Source organism: Paenarthrobacter sp. CCNWLY172 (genome assembly GCF_037402035.1).
Lineage (GTDB): Bacteria > Actinomycetota > Actinomycetes > Actinomycetales > Micrococcaceae > Arthrobacter.
In genome coordinates, this window is record NZ_JBBEGB010000003.1 from 356,040 (window position 1) to 374,778 (window position 18,739).

Consider the following 18,739-nt stretch of genomic DNA (forward strand, 5'->3'; position numbering starts at 1 on the left):
AGCACCGGGAGCATTCCTGTGAGCCGGATCATTGCGGGAGTCGGTGGCGGGAACCCGCTGGCCAGCGTCCCCGGAACCGCCACGCGGCCTACGACCGACCGAGTCAAGGAAGCTCTCTTTTCCCGCTTGGAATCCTTGGCGGTCATCGCCGATGCCCGTGTCCTTGACCTTTACGCTGGTTCGGGAGCCCTGGGCATTGAGAGCGCCAGCCGGGGTGCCCGCAGCGTGGACCTGGTGGAGTTCGACGCCAAGGCGAGCGACGTCTGCCAGCGCAATGCGGACTTGGTGAACCAGCTCCTGGGCGGCAAGAAGGTTTCGGTCCACCGTTCCAAGGTGGAATCGTTCCTGGAACGGGCACATGCGGGCGGGTTGTGGGATTTGGTCTTCCTCGATCCGCCGTACCCCTTGGACGAACCGGCCTTGAGCGAGGTGTTGGCAAAACTCGCGCCGCACTTGGATGAGGGCGCCGTGGTGGTTGTCGAGCGAAGTTCGCGGAGCCCGGAACCGGCGTGGCCTGAGACCATGGAGTGCTTCGCCGACAAGAAGTACGGCGAAACCAAGCTATGGTTCGCCGAACCGGCCTAGCGGGTCGGGGCTGGGATCTCAGCCGGCAATCCGGTCCAGGTCCATCCCGGTGAGCACAGCGGCAGGATGCGGGCCGCGGGCCAGCAACTCCACCGTCCACTCCGGCGTCCACCCTCTGCGTGTGCCCACAAGAATGATGTTGCCGGGGTAACGGCCCTCAAACATGCCGGTTTCTGCGACGGCGGCAACATCCTGCATGGCCTCACGCAGGGCCGTCACCTGGCTCCGCACCAAGGTCAGGGCGGGTTCGTCTCCCACGTTGACGATCAAGACCCCGTCAGGACCCAGCCGTGCGGCAGCCTCCTCGTAGAATTCCCTGCACGCGATGTGTGCCGGGGCCTCTGGTCCGGAGAAGATATCAAGAATCACGACGTCGAATGTCACCTCGGCGTCAAGCTCCGCCAACGCGTCGCGCGCGTCGCCAATGTGGGTAGTCAGCGTGGTGCCGTCGGGCATGGGCAGTTTGTGGAGCACGAAGTCCAGGAGTTCGCGTTCCAGTTCAACGGCATACTGTGCCGAACCAGGGCGGGTGGCCTGGATGTAGCGGGCAAGGGTCAACGCCCCTGCACCCAGATGCAGTGCGCGGATGGGTGCCCCGGGCGCCGCAGCCAAATCCACTACATGACCGATCCTGCGCAGGTACTCATAAAATATCTCCCGCGGATCCGCGAGGTTGACGTGCGATTGCTCGGCCCCGCCGATGCTGAGGATGAAGCTGCCCTCAATGAGGGTATCCGCGTCAATGGTGGCGTGCTGCCCCGTGGTCCGGAGGTAGCGCGAGGCGACGTGGTGTCCGGAGCCGGTGGTATTCAGAGCCGGTCCTTGAGCGAGGCGAGGCGTTCGGCTGCTTCTTCCAGGACGGATGTCTTTTTGCAGAAAGCGAAGCGCAGCAGGCTGCGGGTGCGCGCTGCCCCCTCTGGATGGCAGAAGACAGGAACCGGAATTGCGGCCACTCCCACCAGTCCCGGCAGGCGCCGCGCAAGGTCCACGGAATCGCGGATACCCAAGGGGGCGGTGTCCACATTGATGAAGTAGGTGCCGCTGGGGATGCATACCCCGAACCCCGCCGCACGCAGCCCTTCTGCCAGGATGTCGCGTTTGTGCTGGAGCGTACTGGCAATGCCGGTGTAGAACCCGTCGGGAAGGCCGAGGCCGACTGCAATGGCTCCCTGAAAGGGTGTCCCCGAACTGTAGGTCAGGAACTGTTTCACTGTACGCACAGCAGAAACCAAATGTTCAGGACCGCTGAGCCAGCCGATTTTCCAGCCGGTAAAGGAAAAGGTCTTGCCGGCCGAGGACACGGTGAGGGTCCGGTCCGCTGCTCCTGGGAGGGAAGTGATGGGGATGTGGTCCACGCCAAAGGTCAAATGCTCGTAGACTTCGTCGCTGACAATGATGGCATCGTATCTGGCAGCCAGTTCCACGATCTTCGCCAGGACATGGTGGGGGAAGACAGCGCCCGTCGGGTTGTGCGGATTATTGAGGAGGACAATGCGGGTCCGGTGACTGAAGACGCCTTCAAGGACCGAGAGGTCCGGGAGGAAGTCCGGTGCCAGCAGGGGAACGGTGACGTGCGTGGCACCTGCCATGCCAATGATGGCACCGTAGGAGTCGTAGAAGGGCTCGAAGGTCAGGACTTCATCACCTGGCTGGGTGAAGGCGAGCAGTGTTGCCGCGATCGCCTCCGTTGCTCCGGTGGTGACAAGGACCTCGGTGTCAGGGTCAGGGGCCAGGCCGTAAAACCGCTGTTGGTGTGCCGTGATCGCTTCCCTTAGAACGGGAAGGCCTTTGCCGGGTGCGTATTGGTTGGCCCCGGAGGCTATGGCGGTTTGGGCTGCTGCTTTGATTTCATCGGGCCCGTCTTCGTCAGGAAAACCCTGGCCAAGGTTGATGGCTCCAGTGGAGAGAGCAAGTGTGGTCATCTCCTCGAAGATGGTCACTCCCAACCCTCCTTCGGGTGAGAGTAGATTGGCTCCGGTTGCGGCCCGCTGCCAAGGTGCTGTTCTGGTACCTGGGGTGGTGCCGGCGCTCGTGTCGAGGGAGGGGCTGCTGCCTGCGGATGCCATGTCTGCCATGGTATCCCGGCGAAGCTATGGGGTAGGTTCGTCTCATGAGACGAGCGGTATGCCCTGGATCCTTTGACCCCATCCACAACGGACATCTCGAAGTCATTGCCCGGGCGGCCGGCCTCTTTGACGAAGTCATTGTGGCCGTGTCCACCAACTACGCCAAAAAGTACAGGTTCAGCCTGGAAGACCGCATGGAAATGGCACGCGAAACGCTGGCGTCCCTTCGCGGAATCATCGTGGAGCCCATGGGCGAAGGACTGTTGGCTGAGTACTGCCGCCACCGGGGCGTATCGGCCATCGTCAAGGGCCTCCGCTCATCGTCCGATTTTGACTACGAACTGCCCATGGCCACCATGAACCGTCAGCTGGCCGGTGTGGAAACTGTGTTCCTTCCTGCTGAAGCGCACTATGTTCACTTGTCTTCGACACTCATCAAAGAGGTGAACGTTTTGGGAGGGGACATCTCGGATTTCGTGCCCAAGTCAGTACTGAAACGTCTCCTCGCTGGCGAGCCTGCAACGGAACACCCGCGCAAGGGGTAGGCTTGATGGGTACCTCGCGCCCTTATGCGGAGTGCCCCAAGCTGAAACCACCGCGCATTTATGCGCGCCCGGCGTCAGTTTGAGTCCTCAAGCGTGATCAGGCTAAGATGGTACGTCGGTCATATGTTCTACAGGAGTTCTCATTAAGCGAGATGCAAGTTCGCCCTTGGCGCTGGTAGTCAAGGACCTTGGACGCAGTCCAGGGACCATGCGGACACTCAACGAGCATGTACCTGCGCCAAGTGACCTTGGTGTGGCGCTCATTGGCGTGAAGGAAGGCTCGGATATCGAGTTGGATCTTCGCCTTGAGGCCGTACACGAAGGAATTCTGGTATCCGGCACCGTAATCGTCGATGTAACCGGCGAGTGTGGCCGATGCCTGGATCCCCTTGCGTATGACCTTGAAGTCAATGTGCAAGAACTTTTCTTCTATGAAGGCGTAGAGCTTTCGGGCGGAGAAGACGATGAAGAGCAACGTCGAGTCGAGTACGATCTGATCGATCTTGAGCCGGTGTTGCGGGACGCAGTTGTCACTATGCTGCCGTTCCAGCCGGTGTGCCGGGAAGACTGCCAGGGTCTGTGCTCCGAATGCGGAGCGCGCCTGGAAGACGAGCCGGGGCACCACCACGAGGTCATTGACCCTCGCTGGGCTGCCCTAGCTGATCTGGCTAAGACTGACCGGCAAACCGATTAGTAAGTGTTCGTCTAAGAGAGAAATGAGATAGCCGTGGCTGTTCCCAAGCGGAAAATGTCTCGCGCAAATACACGCGCCCGCCGTGCCCAGTGGAAGGCAACTGCCCCCAACTTGGTCAAGACCATCGAAAACGGTCAGGTTACCTACAGCCTGCCGCACCAGGCAAAGGTCGTTACTGACTCTGCCGGCACCGCGCTGTTCCTTGAATACAAGGGCCGCAAGGTCGCAGACGCCTAATCTGCCGTACAGGCTGACTAAGGATGTCTTCAACTGAAGAGCTTCTGAAGCGTCTCGGTGTCTCGATTGACACCGAGACGCTTCGTCTTGCTCTGACACATCGCTCATACGCGTATGAGAACGGCGGGATTCCCACCAACGAGCGCCTCGAGTTCCTCGGCGACTCCATCCTGGGATTCTCGGTTACTGACTCTCTGTACCGTGAGAACCCCACCCTGCCTGAAGGCGAACTTGCAAAACGCCGCTCCGCCGTCGTCAGTACGCGCGCCTTGGCCGGGATCGGCCGGGCAATTGGCGTTGGCGAGTTCATCTACCTCGGGCAAGGCGAGAAGCTGACTGACGGTAAGAACAAGGCCTCCATTCTGGCCGACACCATGGAAGCCTTGATTGGCGCCACCTATCTGTCCAACGACATGGAGACTGCCCGCCAATTAGTGATGCGGCTGGTGGGTCCGCTCCTGAAGGACGCCGGAGCCCTTGGTGCTGGAACTGACTGGAAGACCAGCATCCAGGAACTGACTGCCAGCCGGCAGCTGGGCGCCATCCACTATGCCGTGGAAGGTTCCGGACCTGACCATGCCCGTACTTTTGAAGCCGTGCTGAACATCGGCGGAACCCCCTACGGACGGGGCTCGGGTCATTCCAAGAAGGAAGCGGAACAGGAAGCCGCCGCCGACGCCTGGCGTGCTTTGACTGCCTTGGATCCGACTGCTGCCGGTCCTGCATCCGCCTGAGCCCCGATGCCTGAGCTTCCCGAAGTAGAGGTAGTACGCCGCGGCCTGGCGCGCTGGGTCCGCGGCCGTTCCGTGACCGGCGTCGATGTCCTTGATCCGCGGTCCATCCGACGGCATGCCCTCGGAGCGGAGGACTTCATCGGGAACCTGGAACACGCCACGGTGCTGGATGTGGTGCGGAGAGGCAAATTCCTCTGGATGCCCCTTGCCATGCCGGGCTTGCCCCACACCGACCCAGGTGCAGCTGAAAGCCTCCCTGCGGTGGCTCTGATGGCCCATCTGGGAATGAGCGGCCAACTGCTGATGCAGGACCCGGATGTTCCGGATGAAAAACACCTCAAAGTCAGGATCAAGCTCAGCCCGGCGGACGGCATGCCGGAACAGCTGCGGTTCGTGGACCAAAGAATTTTCGGCGGACTGTTCGTGACGTCCTTGGTACCGACGCCGGACGGCGGCCCCGGAGGCTTGGGCGAAACACCACTGCCGGAGATCGCGGCGGAAGCCGCCCACATTGCCCGGGATCCCTTGGATCCCTATTTTTCCTTCGACGCATTCTACCGAAGGATCAAGAGCCGGAAGACCGGCATCAAGAGGGCGCTGCTGGATCAGTCAGTCATCTCCGGCATCGGCAATATCTACGCGGACGAAGCCTTATGGCGCGCCCGCCTCCACTACGCCAGGGCTACGGACACCATGCGCCGTGCGGATGCCGGGAAACTGGTTGAAGCGGTCAAGGACGTCATGAACGCCGCATTGGCCGCTGGCGGAACCAGCTTCGACTCCCTCTACGTGAACGTCAACGGCGACTCCGGCTACTTTGCACGGTCCCTCAATGCGTACGGGCGTGCCGGCGAACTGTGCAGCCGGTGCGAGGCGATCGGCCTTCACAGTGTCATGAAAAGGGAACAGTTCATGAACCGTTCCTCCTATACGTGTCCCGTATGCCAACCCCGGCCACGGAACGGACGTTGGTAGGGCCAAAACTGTTCCGGAATCCGGATCACAATGGCAGACTGTCCCCATGAACAGCTTGGCGCTTCGAATCGCCATCGCAAGGATCAACGCCACCTCAATCCGGGTGGCGTCACTTCTACCCGCAGCCGTTCTTGATGCACGATCCAACTGCCGCTTCCGCGGCCCATCCGGTCCGGGTACGCCATGATGGCGCGGCGGCTGGTCATAGCAGGTATCTGCCTTGCTGTGCTCATTGCCGCCGTGGCCGTAGTATTCGACCAGATGGCCAGGCAGGGAGCCACGTCCGCGCAAGCTCCGCCGTCGTCCAGTTCCACCCCTGCCGCGGGCGCCGGTTCACCCGGCGCGACCGCGCCGACATCCGGCAGTCCGGCTCCTGACGCTGCGAACAGCGCAACCGGGGGCACAGCTACCGAGGGCAGCGGCAACGGGACAAGCGGAGCAGAAGGTAATGCCGGGCCATCTACGGCCAAGCCCCTCGAAGTCCTGCCTCCCGTCGCTGCCACGCCAACAGGTTTACCTGAACCTTCGGCGCCGGCACCGCTCATCACTGGTGCACTTCCGGAGCCCGGCAGTGCGTCGGGCGAGCTGGTGGACGGCTGGCCCGACGGCGTCCTGTCGCTGCCGGCCGGGACCACGATTGGGTCCACCTCGGTTTCCACGTCCGGTGACATCCTCCAGCTGGCAGCGGATGGCATTGTTGCCAAGCCGAGGGCTGAGGTCCTGGACGTCTTCCGCCAATCGTTGGTGTCACACGGCTTTTGGACCGAGGACGCGCCGGCCCCGGACGGTGCGGTAGCGGCACGCTTTGTGCGGGGCGCTGACACGGTAACGGTTTCAGTGGCCACCACGGGAACCGGCAATTCGCGCTTCCAGCTGCTGGGCAGCCTGCACACGAGGGCGGAGTAGGGAATCGATGTACATTTCGCTTTCAGACCACAGCGGCGGTAAACGGGACAAGTCACGGAACAACGCAACGGCACTGGCGGCGGAGGTGCCGTTCCGTTTGTCCCCGGTCATCCTCTGGTTGGGCATCGTGAGCATGGTGACGGACGTTTCTTCCGAGTCGGTCACGGCAATCCTTCCCTTGTACGTGACGGGGTTTTTAGGGCTGTCCACTATCGCGTTTGGCTTCATTGACGGCATCAACCAAGGCGCCAGTGCCATCGTCAGGATTGCGGCCGGGTGGGCAGCCGACCGCAGCGGGCACCCCAAACGGATAGCGCTGGCCGGTTATGGCCTTTCCATGCTTGCCAGAATCGGTTTCCTCTTTGCCGGTGGTTTCTGGGCGATTGCGGCCATTGTGACCGGTGACAGAATCGGCAAGGGAATTCGCACTGCGCCAAGGGACGCACTGATCTCGGTCTCCGCCCAGCCAGAACATTTGGCGCGGTCCTTTGGCGTTCACAGAATGCTGGACAATATAGGGGCTGCGGCCGGGCCGTTGATCGCTTTCCTTGTCCTGTTGATGATTCCCAACGGATTCAGCACCGTCTTTGTGGTGTCTCTTGCCTTCGCGGTGATCGGAGTCGCCGTCCTGGCACTGGTGGTGCCGGATATCCGCGCCCACGGCCTGAAGAGCACTGAGGGACGGGAGGACCGGCGTCTCTTTGCCTTTTCGTGGAGCCATTTGAAGGAACCGGGGCTGGGCAAGCTGCTGATCGCCGCAGGCCTTCTGGGTGTGGTGACCATCGGAGATGGCTTCATCTACCTGGTTCTGCAGGCCAGGGACTCGTTCGCCGTCCAGTGGTTCCCGTTGTTGTTCGTCGGGACCAATGTGGTGTTCCTTGCCCTCGCAATTCCGCTGGGGCGGCTGGCTGACAGGGTGGGCAAAATTCCGGTTTTTGTGGGCGGGCATATCGCCTTGCTGGCAACATACCTTCTCGCTGCGGCGCCTTTCGGTGGATTGTGGGGCACGGTGGGGTGCCTGGTCCTCCTGGGAGCGTTTTACGCCGCAACCGATGGCGTCCTGGCCGCCTTGGCCAGCCAACTCACGCCGGCGGGGAAGCTTGCTACAGGAATTGCTTCAGCCCAAACGGTGGTGGCGTTGAGCCGGATGACCGCCTCCGCGGGCTTTGGCGTGCTCTGGTATGCCGTGGGAGCGTCGACGGCGATGGTGGTGGCCAGCGGACTCCTGGCCTGTGCAGTGGTGGCTGTCACCGTGATCCTGCGAAGTGCCAGGCCAGCCGCACAACAGGACGCGGGCAGCGGGGCATGAGTGGGACACTGACCGGCAGCAAGGCGCGGTGGGGTGTTCTCCTCGCCGTGACAGCACTCGTGCTGGCAGCGGCCGGAATCTATGCGGTGGGCGCCTACCAGCGGTTCGAAGAGAGCAGGACCGCGGCTTCGTCCGTAGGTATCACTGCTGGCCAGCCGCTTCCGGCTGCCCCTTTTGTCCTTTTCCGGAACACGGCGTCGGGCCAGGGCTATGGCAACGCGGCAACTGTGCCCCTGTCCGCTCCGGGCGGTACGCGGGCGGTGAGTGAACAAGAGTGCGACCGCGTCCATGGAACGGCCGAAACTGTAGTGTGCTTGAAGACGAACCGCGGGCTGGTGACCGCCTTCGAAGCAGCAGTCATGAACCGCGACTGGCAGATCCAGCGTTCATGGCCCCTCCCGGGCATTCCGAGCAGGACCCGGGTCAGCGCTGACGGCTCCATGATCGCTACTACCGTCTTTGTCACGGGTCACTCCTACGCTGCTTCGGGATTTTCCACAGCCACTGAAATCAGTTTGCCCGGGGGTACGTCCGGAAACCTTGAGGACTTCGCGTTGATGGTTAACGGTGAGCGCCTGGTTGCCACGGACAGGAACATCTGGGGGGTGACCTTCGCGCCAGGACAGGGTGATGTCTTCTACGCCACAGCGGCATCGTCGGGCCGTATCTGGCTGGTCCGGGGGAGCCTGTCCGCGAAAACCCTCACCGCCATTCACGACCATGTGGAGTGCCCGTCGATTTCTCCTGACGGTACTCGGATCGCTTACAAGAAGAACGACGGCGGAGGGCTGGTGGCCCATTGGAAGGTCGCCGTCCTTGACCTCGCGTCAGGTCGGGAAACGGTTCTTGCGGAAAAGCGCAGCGTGGATGACCAGATCGAATGGCTGGATGACCGGAACCTGCTCTATGGCTTGGCAGATGATGCAGTGGAGGGCGACAGCAACATTTGGCAGCTTGGCACCGAACCGGGCTCGCAGCCCAGCCTGTTCATCGCCCACGCGTGGTCTCCAAGCGTCGTCCGCTGAGCCCACTAGGCGCGGGTTATTCACCGCGAGTCGGACATCTGCTCCTGCCACCTGGCACCTCAGCCCGGACAGTGCGCGATTGACATAAATTATATGCAGTAGTACGTCGGCCATTCAATTGCAAGTCAACAGCAAAAGCGTTTCAACTCATAAATGTGGCAGAGATGCAAGTCATATGCATACTTCTAAAAATTGAAGTCAACTGGGCTCCGCCAAATCTAATGAATTGTCAAACAAGTCCTTTGCTGTTACCGTGAGTCACGTCACGCTACCTGCGGGCACAACTGAAGAAGGAGAAAGCAATGACTACTTTCGAAAAGAATGTCGAAGTTGACGAAGTTCTCGTTTCGCCGGACGCTTCAACCTACATTCCCGTCTATGTGCCGACCATCGAAGAAACAGTGAAGGCGAGTGGCGGCCACCGCCAGTTCACTCAGATGTAAGTCCTTTCAAGCCGCTAAAGTGTAGGAGTATTTCTTGCGAAACTTGCGAGAAGATCTCCGTGTCCCTGATGCCAAGGCCGACCTTTACCTCGTCGGTCTTGGCATCGGCGGATTCAATCGGAGAACTATAGAAACTGATGAGGCTTTGCGCAGCTGCGCAACTATCCTTCACTTGACCGCATTTGATAAAGAAATCCGCGAACAATATACATCAAATATTATCAATCTACAGTCGACTTATGAAGCAACTGATCATGCAGTCACGGCCTACGAGCTCATGGAGGAATTTGTTTTTGACCATGTAGAACGCAACCATTTCCTTGGGTCGGTTGCTTTCATGACATACGGTCATCCGCTCTTCCTGGTCAATAGTGGCTGGAACCTTCTGGAGAGATGCTCCAGTCTGGGGTTCCGAGCAAAGGCACTGCCAGCGACGTCATTTGTGGATCAGGTACTTATCGATCTTGGTAAGCGGTTTGATGCTGGAGTGCAACTGTACGAAGCGGCTACTTTCATGCAGCATGAGGTCGCTGTTGATCCCAGATTCCCTTTATTGCTCTCACAGGTCGGGGACTTTGGTACGGATAGTCTGAGGATTAATGGGAACCGAGTGGCCCGCTTGATGCCGTTGCTTGAATATGTGAAAGCTTCCTATCCGGCAGATCGTATGTGCACGCTGATTATGTCCCCATGGCGTTCCGATATGGGCCCAGAGATGGCAGTTGTCTCCGTTGGAGATATTGAGACCCTTGTTTCGTCCATCCATACGGGTTGCAGTCTGTATGTGGACGGCATTTATGACTAGGGGGGCCGGTATCGAGGGCGAGAAGATATCTCGCGGGTCGTTGAGCTTTAACTTTTGGGGGGTCCAAGTGCAGGTTCGCGTTGATCATGATGATGATCGGGCCCACCTTGACTACTACTTTCAGGACTATCGGAGTGCGCCCAGCGACGTTGAGCCCGAGTTCAGGTTGTGGCTGAGATCGCCCACAGTTCCCTTCACGTGGGACGTCGCGGACGACCAGGTTGTTTTGATACAAGACGAGGAAGGCGTCTGGCGAAACGCGTCAGTGAATAGGTCGGTGGTGCCGACTCCTTTGCCGCCCTTCGGCCTTCCTCCACTGTCGACGCGAATGCGGACGGTCCACGGTTGCGCAGCAACCCCGCGGGATGATCCTGACCGTGCCCTACTCATTCACGGCGCCTCAACCGTAGGGAAATCTTCTTTGCTGCTGGGCCTCCTCAAGGAGGGGTGGCATTTCGTTTCGGACGATACCGTTCCTGTAACCGCTCAACACTGCTTCATCCCGTTCACGCGCCCGGTGGGCATTCGGCAAGCTACCCTGCAGCGGACTCCATGGCTGGCGCCCTTTATGTCTAAGGCGAAGAAATTTGATACTCCCACTGGCATTACCGCGGCGCTGCATCCCAGGGACTTTGGTGCGGCTATTAGTTCCGCGATGCCCGCATGGGTTTGGACTGTCATTGTGGAGTCGTCTGAGGACTTCGATGTTGAAAAGCTAGGGCCATGCACCATCAAGATCTCGTTTGATGTCCGCACTCACTTGGCACAGGCACAGGAGGCAATCTTGGTGCTCGTGGAAGGTAGACAATGACTGGGAGATCACCATCCGTGGATTCAAACCTCGGAAAGATGCTGCTCTTGGAATTCTTTGGCGTCGGTGTAGAGGTTACATGCACAGCCGCCGACTTCGAAGACTTGGAGTTCCTCTACCGCAAGTTTGTTTCCCCCAGTGCGTCTCCTGAGGTCAGTGTTCATCTCCAGTGCCTGGACTGGCCAGAGCGCGGGTTCTTCCAAAGTCTGCTTTCAAAGGATGGGCTGAGGAAGCGAATCACCATTTGCCGCGATGGCTTGCCGCCGGAAGTCTCCGAATTTACTTCATGGTCGACAGTGCCTTCCCCGCTTCCCCCATTTTTGCATTCCCGACTTTGGGGTCGCTTGGCAAGTCATCCAGGTGCGATAGTCCGACTCCCCGATGACCGGGTCCTTGCCATTATTGGAGACCACTACGTCGGGAAGACCTCGACGATGCTTGAACTTTGTCGTCGTGGATCGAAGCTTGTCAGTGACAGCCTGATGATATTTGAGGCAGCTAACAGCGCTGCCCAGACATTTCAGATGCCGCTGGGCTTCCGTCGGTCCACTTTGGTCGAGCTGATACCGTCGCTCCCGTCTTTTGACCATCGTTTATCGGTCTCTCCGGATACTGGACTCGTGGCACTTGTGCATCCTGAAGATATTCTGGGGGAAAGTAACTCACCTGGGGGTTGTGTTGATCTTGTTCTGGTCCTGTCAAAAACTGGGGGTGAAATGGTGATTGAATCCGTGTCAACACCAAAATTGGGGTGGTTCAGTGGTGCGCCCGCGGAGCTGCTGGAGAGTTTGTTACCTGCTGAAGCAATTGCTGTTCGATACCCCGATGGTACCAGTACTGAATGCATTGCCAATTTTATTGAGATGGAACTAATGCGATGACTCTAATTCGAGCTTCAGACTTGACTAAACATTACAAAGGTAAAGAGCGCCCTGCTGTTGACGGAGTCTCATTGGAAATTGAGTCAGGTGAAGTGATTGCCGTTGTGGGTCACAATGGCGCGGGAAAGTCTTCACTTTTTGACATGCTCGGTGGGCTAACGAGGCCCGATAAGGGGAGTGTCGAACTTTGTGTTGATGTTGATGAAATAGGGTGGTGCCCCCAGAGGGAAATCATCGATTGGTCCCTGACCGTACGGCAGAACATCGCCCTTGGACTGGAACTTCGCCAAAAGAGCTTCTTGCGGAGGGGGCGCCAGGACCTTATGGAACTCAGTGAGGCCATGGGGCTGACCCCGTATCTTGATCAAACTGCCGAGACCTTGTCGGGAGGGGAACTTCGTCGAACCCAGATCGCTCGAGCCATGGCCGGAGATCCTCCCCTGATGATCCTTGATGAACCTACAACAGGTCTCGATCCCTCAGGAATTTCTGAAGTGTTTGCTTACTTGGAGCGGCGCCGCCGCGATGGTGCCGCCGCCATTATCAGCACGCATGAGACATCACGTTTTTCCAGCCGATGTACAAGGGTCATCGCAATGGAAAATGGCAGCCTGATCTCGGATCTTCCTGTGGGGGAATTCATGAGTGTTGTCCCCCAGTCCGAGGACCTTTGGGACGCCTACCTCTCACGGGTGGGTCAGTCGTGATTCGGTCCCTGATTCTTACCAAGTTCCATTTTCTCTCAATGTGGAACTGGCGTTCGGTGTATATAGGACGCTTTATTGAACCCATCGCCTATCTCGCTCTTCTGGGCGGAGGGCTTGGGGGAGCGATGGATTTGGGTGAGGGCAACTACTCGAACTTTGTCCTGTCCGGAGTCATCTGCTTGGTCGCCTTCCGGGCAGCCACCGCCGCAGTCAGCGATGTGGCCAATGACAGGAAATGGGGTGTCTTTGCTATTTTCATGATGCAAGGTGGTCGCACCTCTGGATACCTGTTCAGCTTGGTCACATGCGCTGTCTTGATATTCTCTGCCCAGGTCCTGCTCCTGGTTCTCGTGGCATGGCTGATCTTCGGAGGTGGAGTTTTCACCGCTTTGGATATGGGCGCCTACTTGCTCATCGGCGCTTTGGTCGTAGGCGGCTGGGTGGGATTCGGTGCGGCGACCGGAGCGAGAATCCAGTCCTACTCCAAGCGAGATCTGATAGTCACTCTGACCACACTTCCGGTGGTTCTGGCTGCGCCGCTCTTTTATCCTCTGGATTCCGCGCCCGCGTACATCAAACTTATCTCCGCGCTCAACCCTCTTACCTATCAAGTTGGCTGGCTAAGAATGGAGGACAGTCAAGGCTGGGGGGTCGCAGTATTGGCCGCTCTTGTGTGGTGTGTCGTTGGCCTTACACTCGCACACGTCCTCCTTCGTTCTGCCGAAAAAGTCTCCCAAGAAAGGTGAGTATTCGGTGGCGGCATACTGCTGGCCTCAGCAGACCCTCAGCATGTACCCAGCAGCCCGCAGAGCAACCCACCCGACTGGGTTGGACTGGGAGTCGGACTGGGCGAGGGGCCCGGGGAAGCAGTAGCCGTCGCCGTTGCCGTGGGTGACGGTGTGGGCGAGGCCGTCTGAGTAGCTGTGGGCGACGGAGCGGGTGCAGCCTGCTGCTGCGCCGGGGTGGTGAAGGAGTACACCACATCGACAAAGTAGTTGGTCGCGTTCCAGGAGTTGGCCGGCATGACGCCACCGGATCCATACCGGTAGCGGCCGTTGTTCGGGCCACTGGCGGTGAACACCCCGCTGGTGTAAGTCTGGTTGAAGAACCCTGAGGTGTAGGAGTAGCGGCCATTGGGTGCCCTGTAGGACACTACGTAGGTTTGGCCTGTCACCAACGCGACTGGTGCGGAGAGGGTGGCAGTTTGCCAGCCCGTGGCGGTCTCATTGGTGAAGGTCACCTGCGCCAGGCGCGTACCTGCCGAGTTCCACAACGAACCCACGTGGGTTCCGGTGTTGCCGGCCCCCTTGTAGAAACGTATGCCTGTCACGTTCCCTGCCTGCGAAACACTGAAAGCAGTACCGAGTTCCACAGGCATGAAGTCGGACGCGGAAACTATCTGGGGCGTCAGCGATCCAAAGATCGTGGACACCTGGACGGTGGGCGCCGCAGTGGTGAATTGCCAGTTGGTAGTCGGGAACGACTGCCCCTGTTGGGAGACGACATTACTGACGCTGGCCGAGATCACGGTGCTGTTGGGCAGCGCCGCGGTGGGGGTGAACGTGACGGTCCGGCTGTCCGCAGAGAGGGCAGCTGCACCGGCTACAGGAGTGCCGTTCGCCGTCAGGGTGAACGATGTTCCTGGGTTGATGGCGGACGAGAAGGTGATGGATGGCCTAACGTCCGTCGGAATGCCCGTGGCGCCAGGGGCAGGGACCTGTTCGGTTACCGTCAGTGGCTGGGCGGGCGTAGCGAACACTACGTCCACCAGATAGCTGGCCGTGGACGATGCTCCGGGAAAGTCGCCGTTGTAGCTGAAGGCACCTGAGTCATTAGCAGTGCGCAGTGGTCCGCTCGTCAAACCTGCACCAAATCCGCCGGCAGTGTAGGAGTACTTGCCGGTGGGAGTCTTGTAAGCCGCGACGTACTCAGTGTCGGCGTCGATGGTGACAGGTTGGCTGAACGTTGCGGTTTGCCAGCCAGTGCTTGACTCGTTGGTGAAAGTCACAGTTGCGAGGAGTTGTCCCGTTGCAGTGAAAAGCGAACCGGTGTGGGTTCCCGTGTTGCCGGCCGCCTTGTAGAAGCGCACCCCGGTGATCTGGCCCGCCGTATCGCTGGCGAACCGGACACCGAGCGACAGCGCGACACCGTCATCGGCGTTGGGCGTTGTGGGCGTCACGGTGTCCTGGTAGAGCGTGCAGGGGCAAACACCCGGGGTACGCGGTGGGGGAACAGTCGTGAACGTCCAGGTTCCGCCGGCGGACATAGGTTGTCCGGAGACTGAAGTTGCCGTTACCGTCGCCGTGTAGGAGGTCCCTGCGGTCAGGGCAGCGGTGGGGGTGAACGTGACTTTTCGGGTAGCTGAGTCGTAGGTCGTCGCGCCGGCAACTGCGGCGCCACCCGTCACCTTGACTGCCATGCTGACGCTGGACGCCACCGCGGCCTCGGACAGCACGGCACTGACTGCGGTGTTCAGTGGAACACTTGAAGCGTTTGGCAGCGGCGAGTGTGAGCCGACCGTGAATGGCGGATTCGGTACCGTCACCACGACGTCCACCAAGTAGCTGGTGGTCGATCGTGAGGCGGCAAAGTCGCCGCTGTAGGTGTACGCCCCGGCATCCGATGCCGCCCGCAACGGACCAACACTGAGCCCTGACCCGAAGCCGTTGGTGGTGGCCGAGTAGGTACCCGTCAACGATTTATAGGACACGATGTACTCCGTGTTGGCAGCCATCTGGACAGGCTGGCTGAACATCGCAGTCTGCCATCCGGAGGAACTTTCGTTGGTAAATGCCACCGTGGCCAACTGCTGGCCTGCCGCGGTGTACAAGGCTCCGTTGTGGGTGCCCGTGTTCCCAGCGGACTTGTAAAAGCGCATACCCAGCACTTCACCAGCCGATACGCTGGAGAATCTCACACCGAGGGTCAACGGCACGCCTTCACGGAGTTCGGCGATCCCGGGTGTGACGGAATCATCGAAGAGGCTGCACGGGCAAGAACCCGGAACAGGCAACGTCGCTGCAGTGGTGAAGGACCACGTCCCTCCGGCAGTGACTGGGCCGCCGATCGAATCGGTGCCTGACAACGTCGCTGTGAATTGGGTGCTGAACGCCAGGGCGTTCGACGGCGTGAATGTCGCCCGCCGCGTCGCGGCGTCGTATGCCGTAGTGCCGGCCACAGGTCCCGACGGCGACTGCAGCGTCAGCTGGACGCTGGCCGCCGTGACGGGCTTGGAGAAGACAGCACTAACTTTGGTGTTCACGGACACGCTCGACGACGACGGAATGGGCGAGTGGCCCGTGACGGTCATGGGGGAGCTGTCTACCGTGCTGAAGAGCGCGTCCGCGAAGTAGTTGCCACCGTTGAAGCTGGTGGTGGGGAATCCCGGCGAGGTGCTGTAGACGCCCGCCGGTTCAGCCCCGAAACCACCAGCAACCTTCAACGGCGCGTCGGTGGAACCGAAACTCGCCCATTGATGGTCTTTGGTGGCGTAGTGGCCGTTGGGTGCCCAATAGGACGCCGTATATTTCTGGCCGGCCGCAACAGGCACGGCCTGGCTGAACAGGGCTGTTTGCCAGCCAGACGCCGTTTCATTGGTGAACGTGGCTGTCGCCAAGCGCTCGCCGGTTGCGCTCCACAATGAGCCGGTATGCGTGCCGGTGTTGGCGGTGCTCTTGTAGAAGCGGACGCCGGTGATAAAGCCGTCCACCGATGGTGTGAACCGCAGACCCATTTCGTAGGCTCCACCGTCACCTGAGTCTTTGACCACAGGAACTGTTTGGCCGAATACGCTGTACGGTCCGCTGAGGGTCAGGTTCCTGGTGGCGGCGGCACCGATGTTGGCGCTGTCGTCGATGGCCCGCGCCTGGATGGTGGCCGTAGCGAGGCCCTTCTGGATGTACGTATAGGTCCAGCTCTGCTTTCCCGTGGCGGGGTGCCAGGTGGTTCCACCGTCGGTGGACACTTCGACGCCAGCCACAACGCCACCCACATCCGTGGCAGTGCCCGTAACGGTGACGGAGCTGCCGTGCGTCACGGTAGCTCCGTTGGCTGGTGCGGAGATGGCGGCGGTGGGCTTGGTGGTATCGGTGCTGGCGACCGCGGCGACCAGTCCTGCCGCGCGAGTGGCGGGTTGCGCACCCATGTCGGCGAGGATGTTGACCTGCGCCTGCCGCATGCGGGCATCGGCGGGAGCACCATTGCCGTCGTGCATCTGGTCCAAGCCCCAGGTCCACTGGACGCTGCCCGCTGAGAAGACCAACGCGCCACTGGCTGCCCGATACAGGGTGAGATTATGCGTGGTAGTCCCTGGAGCCACGGTGTTTCCAAAGTCCTGAAGATATTGTGGAACGTTGCCCACTGTGGTGGACAACCGGATCAAACCTGCTGGACGGAATCCATTGTCCAGGTCTTCGTTTGATTCGTATCCCACAGTATGGGGAGCCAGCGCTGCGGATGAACCGGCGGGAAGCGCCGCCAAAGGCGTATTGCGCCACAGCCGGGTCTTACCTTCTTCCGCGGACACCGTCACGGGCAGGTCTGAGAAGTTGGACATATACAGCGTGCCTGTCAGGCCATTCTCGGGCAGGCCGCCGCCGTTGGCTTGGGCCGCGAAGCGGGGATCACGCCACGTGCCCGTCCATTGGGCAGTGGGATCAATCTTTTCATTTGCCCATGTTTCCTTGTAACAGGTCAGCGTCCGGTTGGCGGCACCGTCAACGATCGATGGCTCAAACCGTGTCCTCCAATACATTTCGTTGCCCGAAAGGAATTGGAGATTCACCCCTGCATCCCGCGCCGCCGTGACGTTGGCCCGTTGGGGACCTGACCAGTATTCGTCGTGTCCTACTGACAGGAATACCTTATGGTTCAGCAATTCTCCGCCGTTGCGGTCAGCATCGAGGCCGCTGATGTAGCTGACGTCGTAGCCGTTCTGTTCCAGGAAACGCACCATGGGGTATTCGTTGGCGAAATAGAAGTCCCGGCCATCCGGACCTCCCCTGGTTGCCACGGGACGGTTGTAGCTGACCTTATAGGCGCGGCCGTTCACCCCCTGATAAAAGTCAGCCCCGCCGTAGGAGTTATACGCCTGCCAGGTCTGGTCCGCGGTCTGGAAGACCACGGCAGAACGGTTGCCATCGTTGCGGACGACGAACGTGATGTGGCTCATGCCGCCCGTATCGGGACGACGGAGGAGCGCAATGTAGACACCCGATACGGCCGTGGAGGGCACCTGCCACGTTGCAGATACCGCCCAAGTGCCGCAGTCGTAAATTCCGGTGGTGACATCAGTCCGGCAAGCTGGCTGGTTTTGCCTGAGGACTGACGGCGTGACATCGGCGACCTTTCGGGCTCCATTGCCCGCATACCAGCCTGTCCGGTAAATCGCGATGGTGTAGTTGGGCGCGTTAGTGTCCACCTTGAAGCGGATGGGTTGGCCGGCGTTGACACTAATTTCCGTGGAAAATCCCTGGATTGTATCGTCGCCGGCACCATCAATATCCCACTCGGAGGCGGGACTCCCCGTCTTGGAGTTCTCGCACACCACGGCGTTCACTACAGGGTCGCACGGACCCGCAGCCACCGCCGCTGGCGCAGTAAGGGGCAAGAGGGCCGCCACCGTGGCGATCACCAAGGGCACGAGGAAACCCTTGAGGACTCGCTGGGGTCGGTTGGCTGAAGTACCGGGCATCAGAACTCCTGGGGGTGGCGCGCCGAAAATGCATATGCGGGTCCGCGATTTCATACACGGGCCCTGCTTGCCGCTCCCCAGCCAGGGTCAAACCAAGATCTTCAGTTATGAACATGGGGCATTGTGCACTTGGCTCGACGTTCCGAAGATCGGGACCGGATCCGGCAGTGGCAGAACCAAAGTTCATGCTGCAGCCGGATCACCGGAACGAACAGGCCAAGTAGCCCTTGGCAGGAGTGTAGGGGTGTGTCCGGCCGATCACAAGGCGTTCCGGCAACAGATCCATGGATTTCGCTCAAACGGCAGTAGATTTAGGGGATACAA

At 60.1% G+C, this 18,739-nt stretch carries 17 protein-coding genes; 14 read left to right on the forward strand and 3 right to left on the reverse strand.

Annotation, left to right across the window (positions count from 1 at the left end; all coding sequences use genetic code 11):
- The first annotated feature begins 18 nt into the window (after window positions 1-18).
- Window positions 19-585, forward strand: coding sequence for a 16S rRNA (guanine(966)-N(2))-methyltransferase RsmD (gene rsmD, locus WBN73_RS06465; protein WP_207593813.1), 567 nt, complete (start codon window positions 19-21; stop codon window positions 583-585).
- Between the two features lie 18 nt (window positions 586-603).
- Here rsmD and WBN73_RS06470 read toward each other — a convergent pair whose 3' ends face one another.
- Window positions 604-1,398, reverse strand: coding sequence for a spermidine synthase (locus tag WBN73_RS06470; RefSeq protein WP_337339800.1), 795 nt, complete (start codon window positions 1,396-1,398; stop codon window positions 604-606).
- Window positions 1,395-2,660, reverse strand: a complete 1,266-nt coding sequence (locus WBN73_RS06475) for an aminotransferase class I/II-fold pyridoxal phosphate-dependent enzyme (protein ID WP_337339664.1) — start codon at window positions 2,658-2,660, stop codon at window positions 1,395-1,397. The genes WBN73_RS06470 and WBN73_RS06475 overlap by 4 nt, the downstream gene beginning before the upstream one ends.
- 35 nt (window positions 2,661-2,695) lie before the next feature.
- On the opposite strand from WBN73_RS06475, the gene coaD reads away from it, so the two are divergent.
- From coaD to WBN73_RS06540, 13 genes are all read left to right on the forward strand, one after another.
- Window positions 2,696-3,196 (forward strand): pantetheine-phosphate adenylyltransferase, encoded by a 501-nt coding sequence (gene coaD, locus WBN73_RS06480; RefSeq protein WP_026540246.1) that lies wholly within the window; start codon window positions 2,696-2,698, stop codon window positions 3,194-3,196.
- Between the two features lie 166 nt (window positions 3,197-3,362).
- Complete coding sequence (locus tag WBN73_RS06485; RefSeq protein ID WP_089595442.1) at window positions 3,363-3,890, forward strand: YceD family protein; 528 nt, start codon at window positions 3,363-3,365, stop codon at window positions 3,888-3,890.
- 33 nt (window positions 3,891-3,923) lie between these two features.
- The gene (gene rpmF, locus WBN73_RS06490) at window positions 3,924-4,127 is read left to right on the forward strand and encodes a 50S ribosomal protein L32 (protein WP_011775139.1); all 204 of its coding nucleotides are present in this window, start codon (window positions 3,924-3,926) and stop codon (window positions 4,125-4,127) included.
- Window positions 4,128-4,150: 23 nt separating this feature from the next.
- A complete protein-coding gene (rnc, locus tag WBN73_RS06495) occupies window positions 4,151-4,861 on the forward strand; it encodes a ribonuclease III (RefSeq protein ID WP_089595441.1) in 711 nt (236 codons plus the stop codon).
- Between the two features lie 6 nt (window positions 4,862-4,867).
- Window positions 4,868-5,836 (forward strand): bifunctional DNA-formamidopyrimidine glycosylase/DNA-(apurinic or apyrimidinic site) lyase, encoded by a 969-nt coding sequence (mutM, locus tag WBN73_RS06500; RefSeq protein ID WP_207593811.1) that lies wholly within the window; start codon window positions 4,868-4,870, stop codon window positions 5,834-5,836.
- A gap of 183 nt (window positions 5,837-6,019) precedes the next feature.
- Window positions 6,020-6,742 (forward strand): hypothetical protein, encoded by a 723-nt coding sequence (locus tag WBN73_RS06505; RefSeq protein WP_337339663.1) that lies wholly within the window; start codon window positions 6,020-6,022, stop codon window positions 6,740-6,742.
- Between the two features lie 85 nt (window positions 6,743-6,827).
- The gene (locus tag WBN73_RS06510) at window positions 6,828-8,051 is read left to right on the forward strand and encodes an MFS transporter (RefSeq protein ID WP_337339799.1); all 1,224 of its coding nucleotides are present in this window, start codon (window positions 6,828-6,830) and stop codon (window positions 8,049-8,051) included.
- Entirely contained in the window at window positions 8,048-9,076 is a 1,029-nt protein-coding gene (locus WBN73_RS06515; protein WP_337339662.1) for a TolB family protein, read from the forward strand. The genes WBN73_RS06510 and WBN73_RS06515 overlap by 4 nt, the downstream gene beginning before the upstream one ends.
- 302 nt (window positions 9,077-9,378) lie before the next feature.
- Window positions 9,379-9,519 (forward strand): hypothetical protein, encoded by a 141-nt coding sequence (locus WBN73_RS06520; protein ID WP_207593808.1) that lies wholly within the window; start codon window positions 9,379-9,381, stop codon window positions 9,517-9,519.
- A gap of 34 nt (window positions 9,520-9,553) precedes the next feature.
- Entirely contained in the window at window positions 9,554-10,324 is a 771-nt protein-coding gene (locus WBN73_RS06525; RefSeq protein ID WP_337339661.1) for an SAM-dependent methyltransferase, read from the forward strand.
- An 828-nt stretch (window positions 10,325-11,152) separates the two neighbouring features.
- Window positions 11,153-12,016, forward strand: coding sequence for a hypothetical protein (locus tag WBN73_RS06530; RefSeq protein ID WP_207593806.1), 864 nt, complete (start codon window positions 11,153-11,155; stop codon window positions 12,014-12,016).
- A gap of 20 nt (window positions 12,017-12,036) precedes the next feature.
- Window positions 12,037-12,723 (forward strand): ABC transporter ATP-binding protein, encoded by a 687-nt coding sequence (locus WBN73_RS06535; protein ID WP_207593805.1) that lies wholly within the window; start codon window positions 12,037-12,039, stop codon window positions 12,721-12,723.
- On the forward strand, window positions 12,720-13,469 hold the full coding sequence (locus tag WBN73_RS06540) for an ABC transporter permease (RefSeq protein ID WP_207593804.1): 750 nt from the start codon (window positions 12,720-12,722) through the stop codon (window positions 13,467-13,469). Before WBN73_RS06535 ends, WBN73_RS06540 begins: the two co-directional genes overlap by 4 nt.
- A 38-nt stretch (window positions 13,470-13,507) precedes the next feature.
- Here the strand turns inward: WBN73_RS06540 and WBN73_RS06545 are convergent, their stop codons facing one another.
- Window positions 13,508-18,415, reverse strand: a complete 4,908-nt coding sequence (locus tag WBN73_RS06545; protein WP_337339660.1) for a DUF4082 domain-containing protein — start codon at window positions 18,413-18,415, stop codon at window positions 13,508-13,510.
- Window positions 18,416-18,739: the final 324 nt, after the last annotated feature.

Bases quoted from the DNA above. Each gene is read 5' to 3' on its own strand.
- WBN73_RS06475 (WP_337339664.1), bottom strand. From the start codon at position 2,660: ATGGCAGACATGGCATCCGCAGGCAGCAGCCCCTCCCTCGACACGAGC.
- coaD (WP_026540246.1), top strand. From the start codon at position 2,696: ATGAGACGAGCGGTATGCCCTGGATCCTTTGACCCCATCCACAACGGA.
- rnc (WP_089595441.1), top strand. From the start codon at position 4,151: ATGTCTTCAACTGAAGAGCTTCTGAAGCGTCTCGGTGTCTCGATTGAC.
- mutM (WP_207593811.1), top strand. From the start codon at position 4,868: ATGCCTGAGCTTCCCGAAGTAGAGGTAGTACGCCGCGGCCTGGCGCGC.
- WBN73_RS06505 (WP_337339663.1), top strand. From the start codon at position 6,020: ATGATGGCGCGGCGGCTGGTCATAGCAGGTATCTGCCTTGCTGTGCTC.
- WBN73_RS06515 (WP_337339662.1), top strand. From the start codon at position 8,048: ATGAGTGGGACACTGACCGGCAGCAAGGCGCGGTGGGGTGTTCTCCTC.
- WBN73_RS06520 (WP_207593808.1), top strand. From the start codon at position 9,379: ATGACTACTTTCGAAAAGAATGTCGAAGTTGACGAAGTTCTCGTTTCG.
- WBN73_RS06545 (WP_337339660.1), bottom strand. From the start codon at position 18,415: ATGCCCGGTACTTCAGCCAACCGACCCCAGCGAGTCCTCAAGGGTTTC.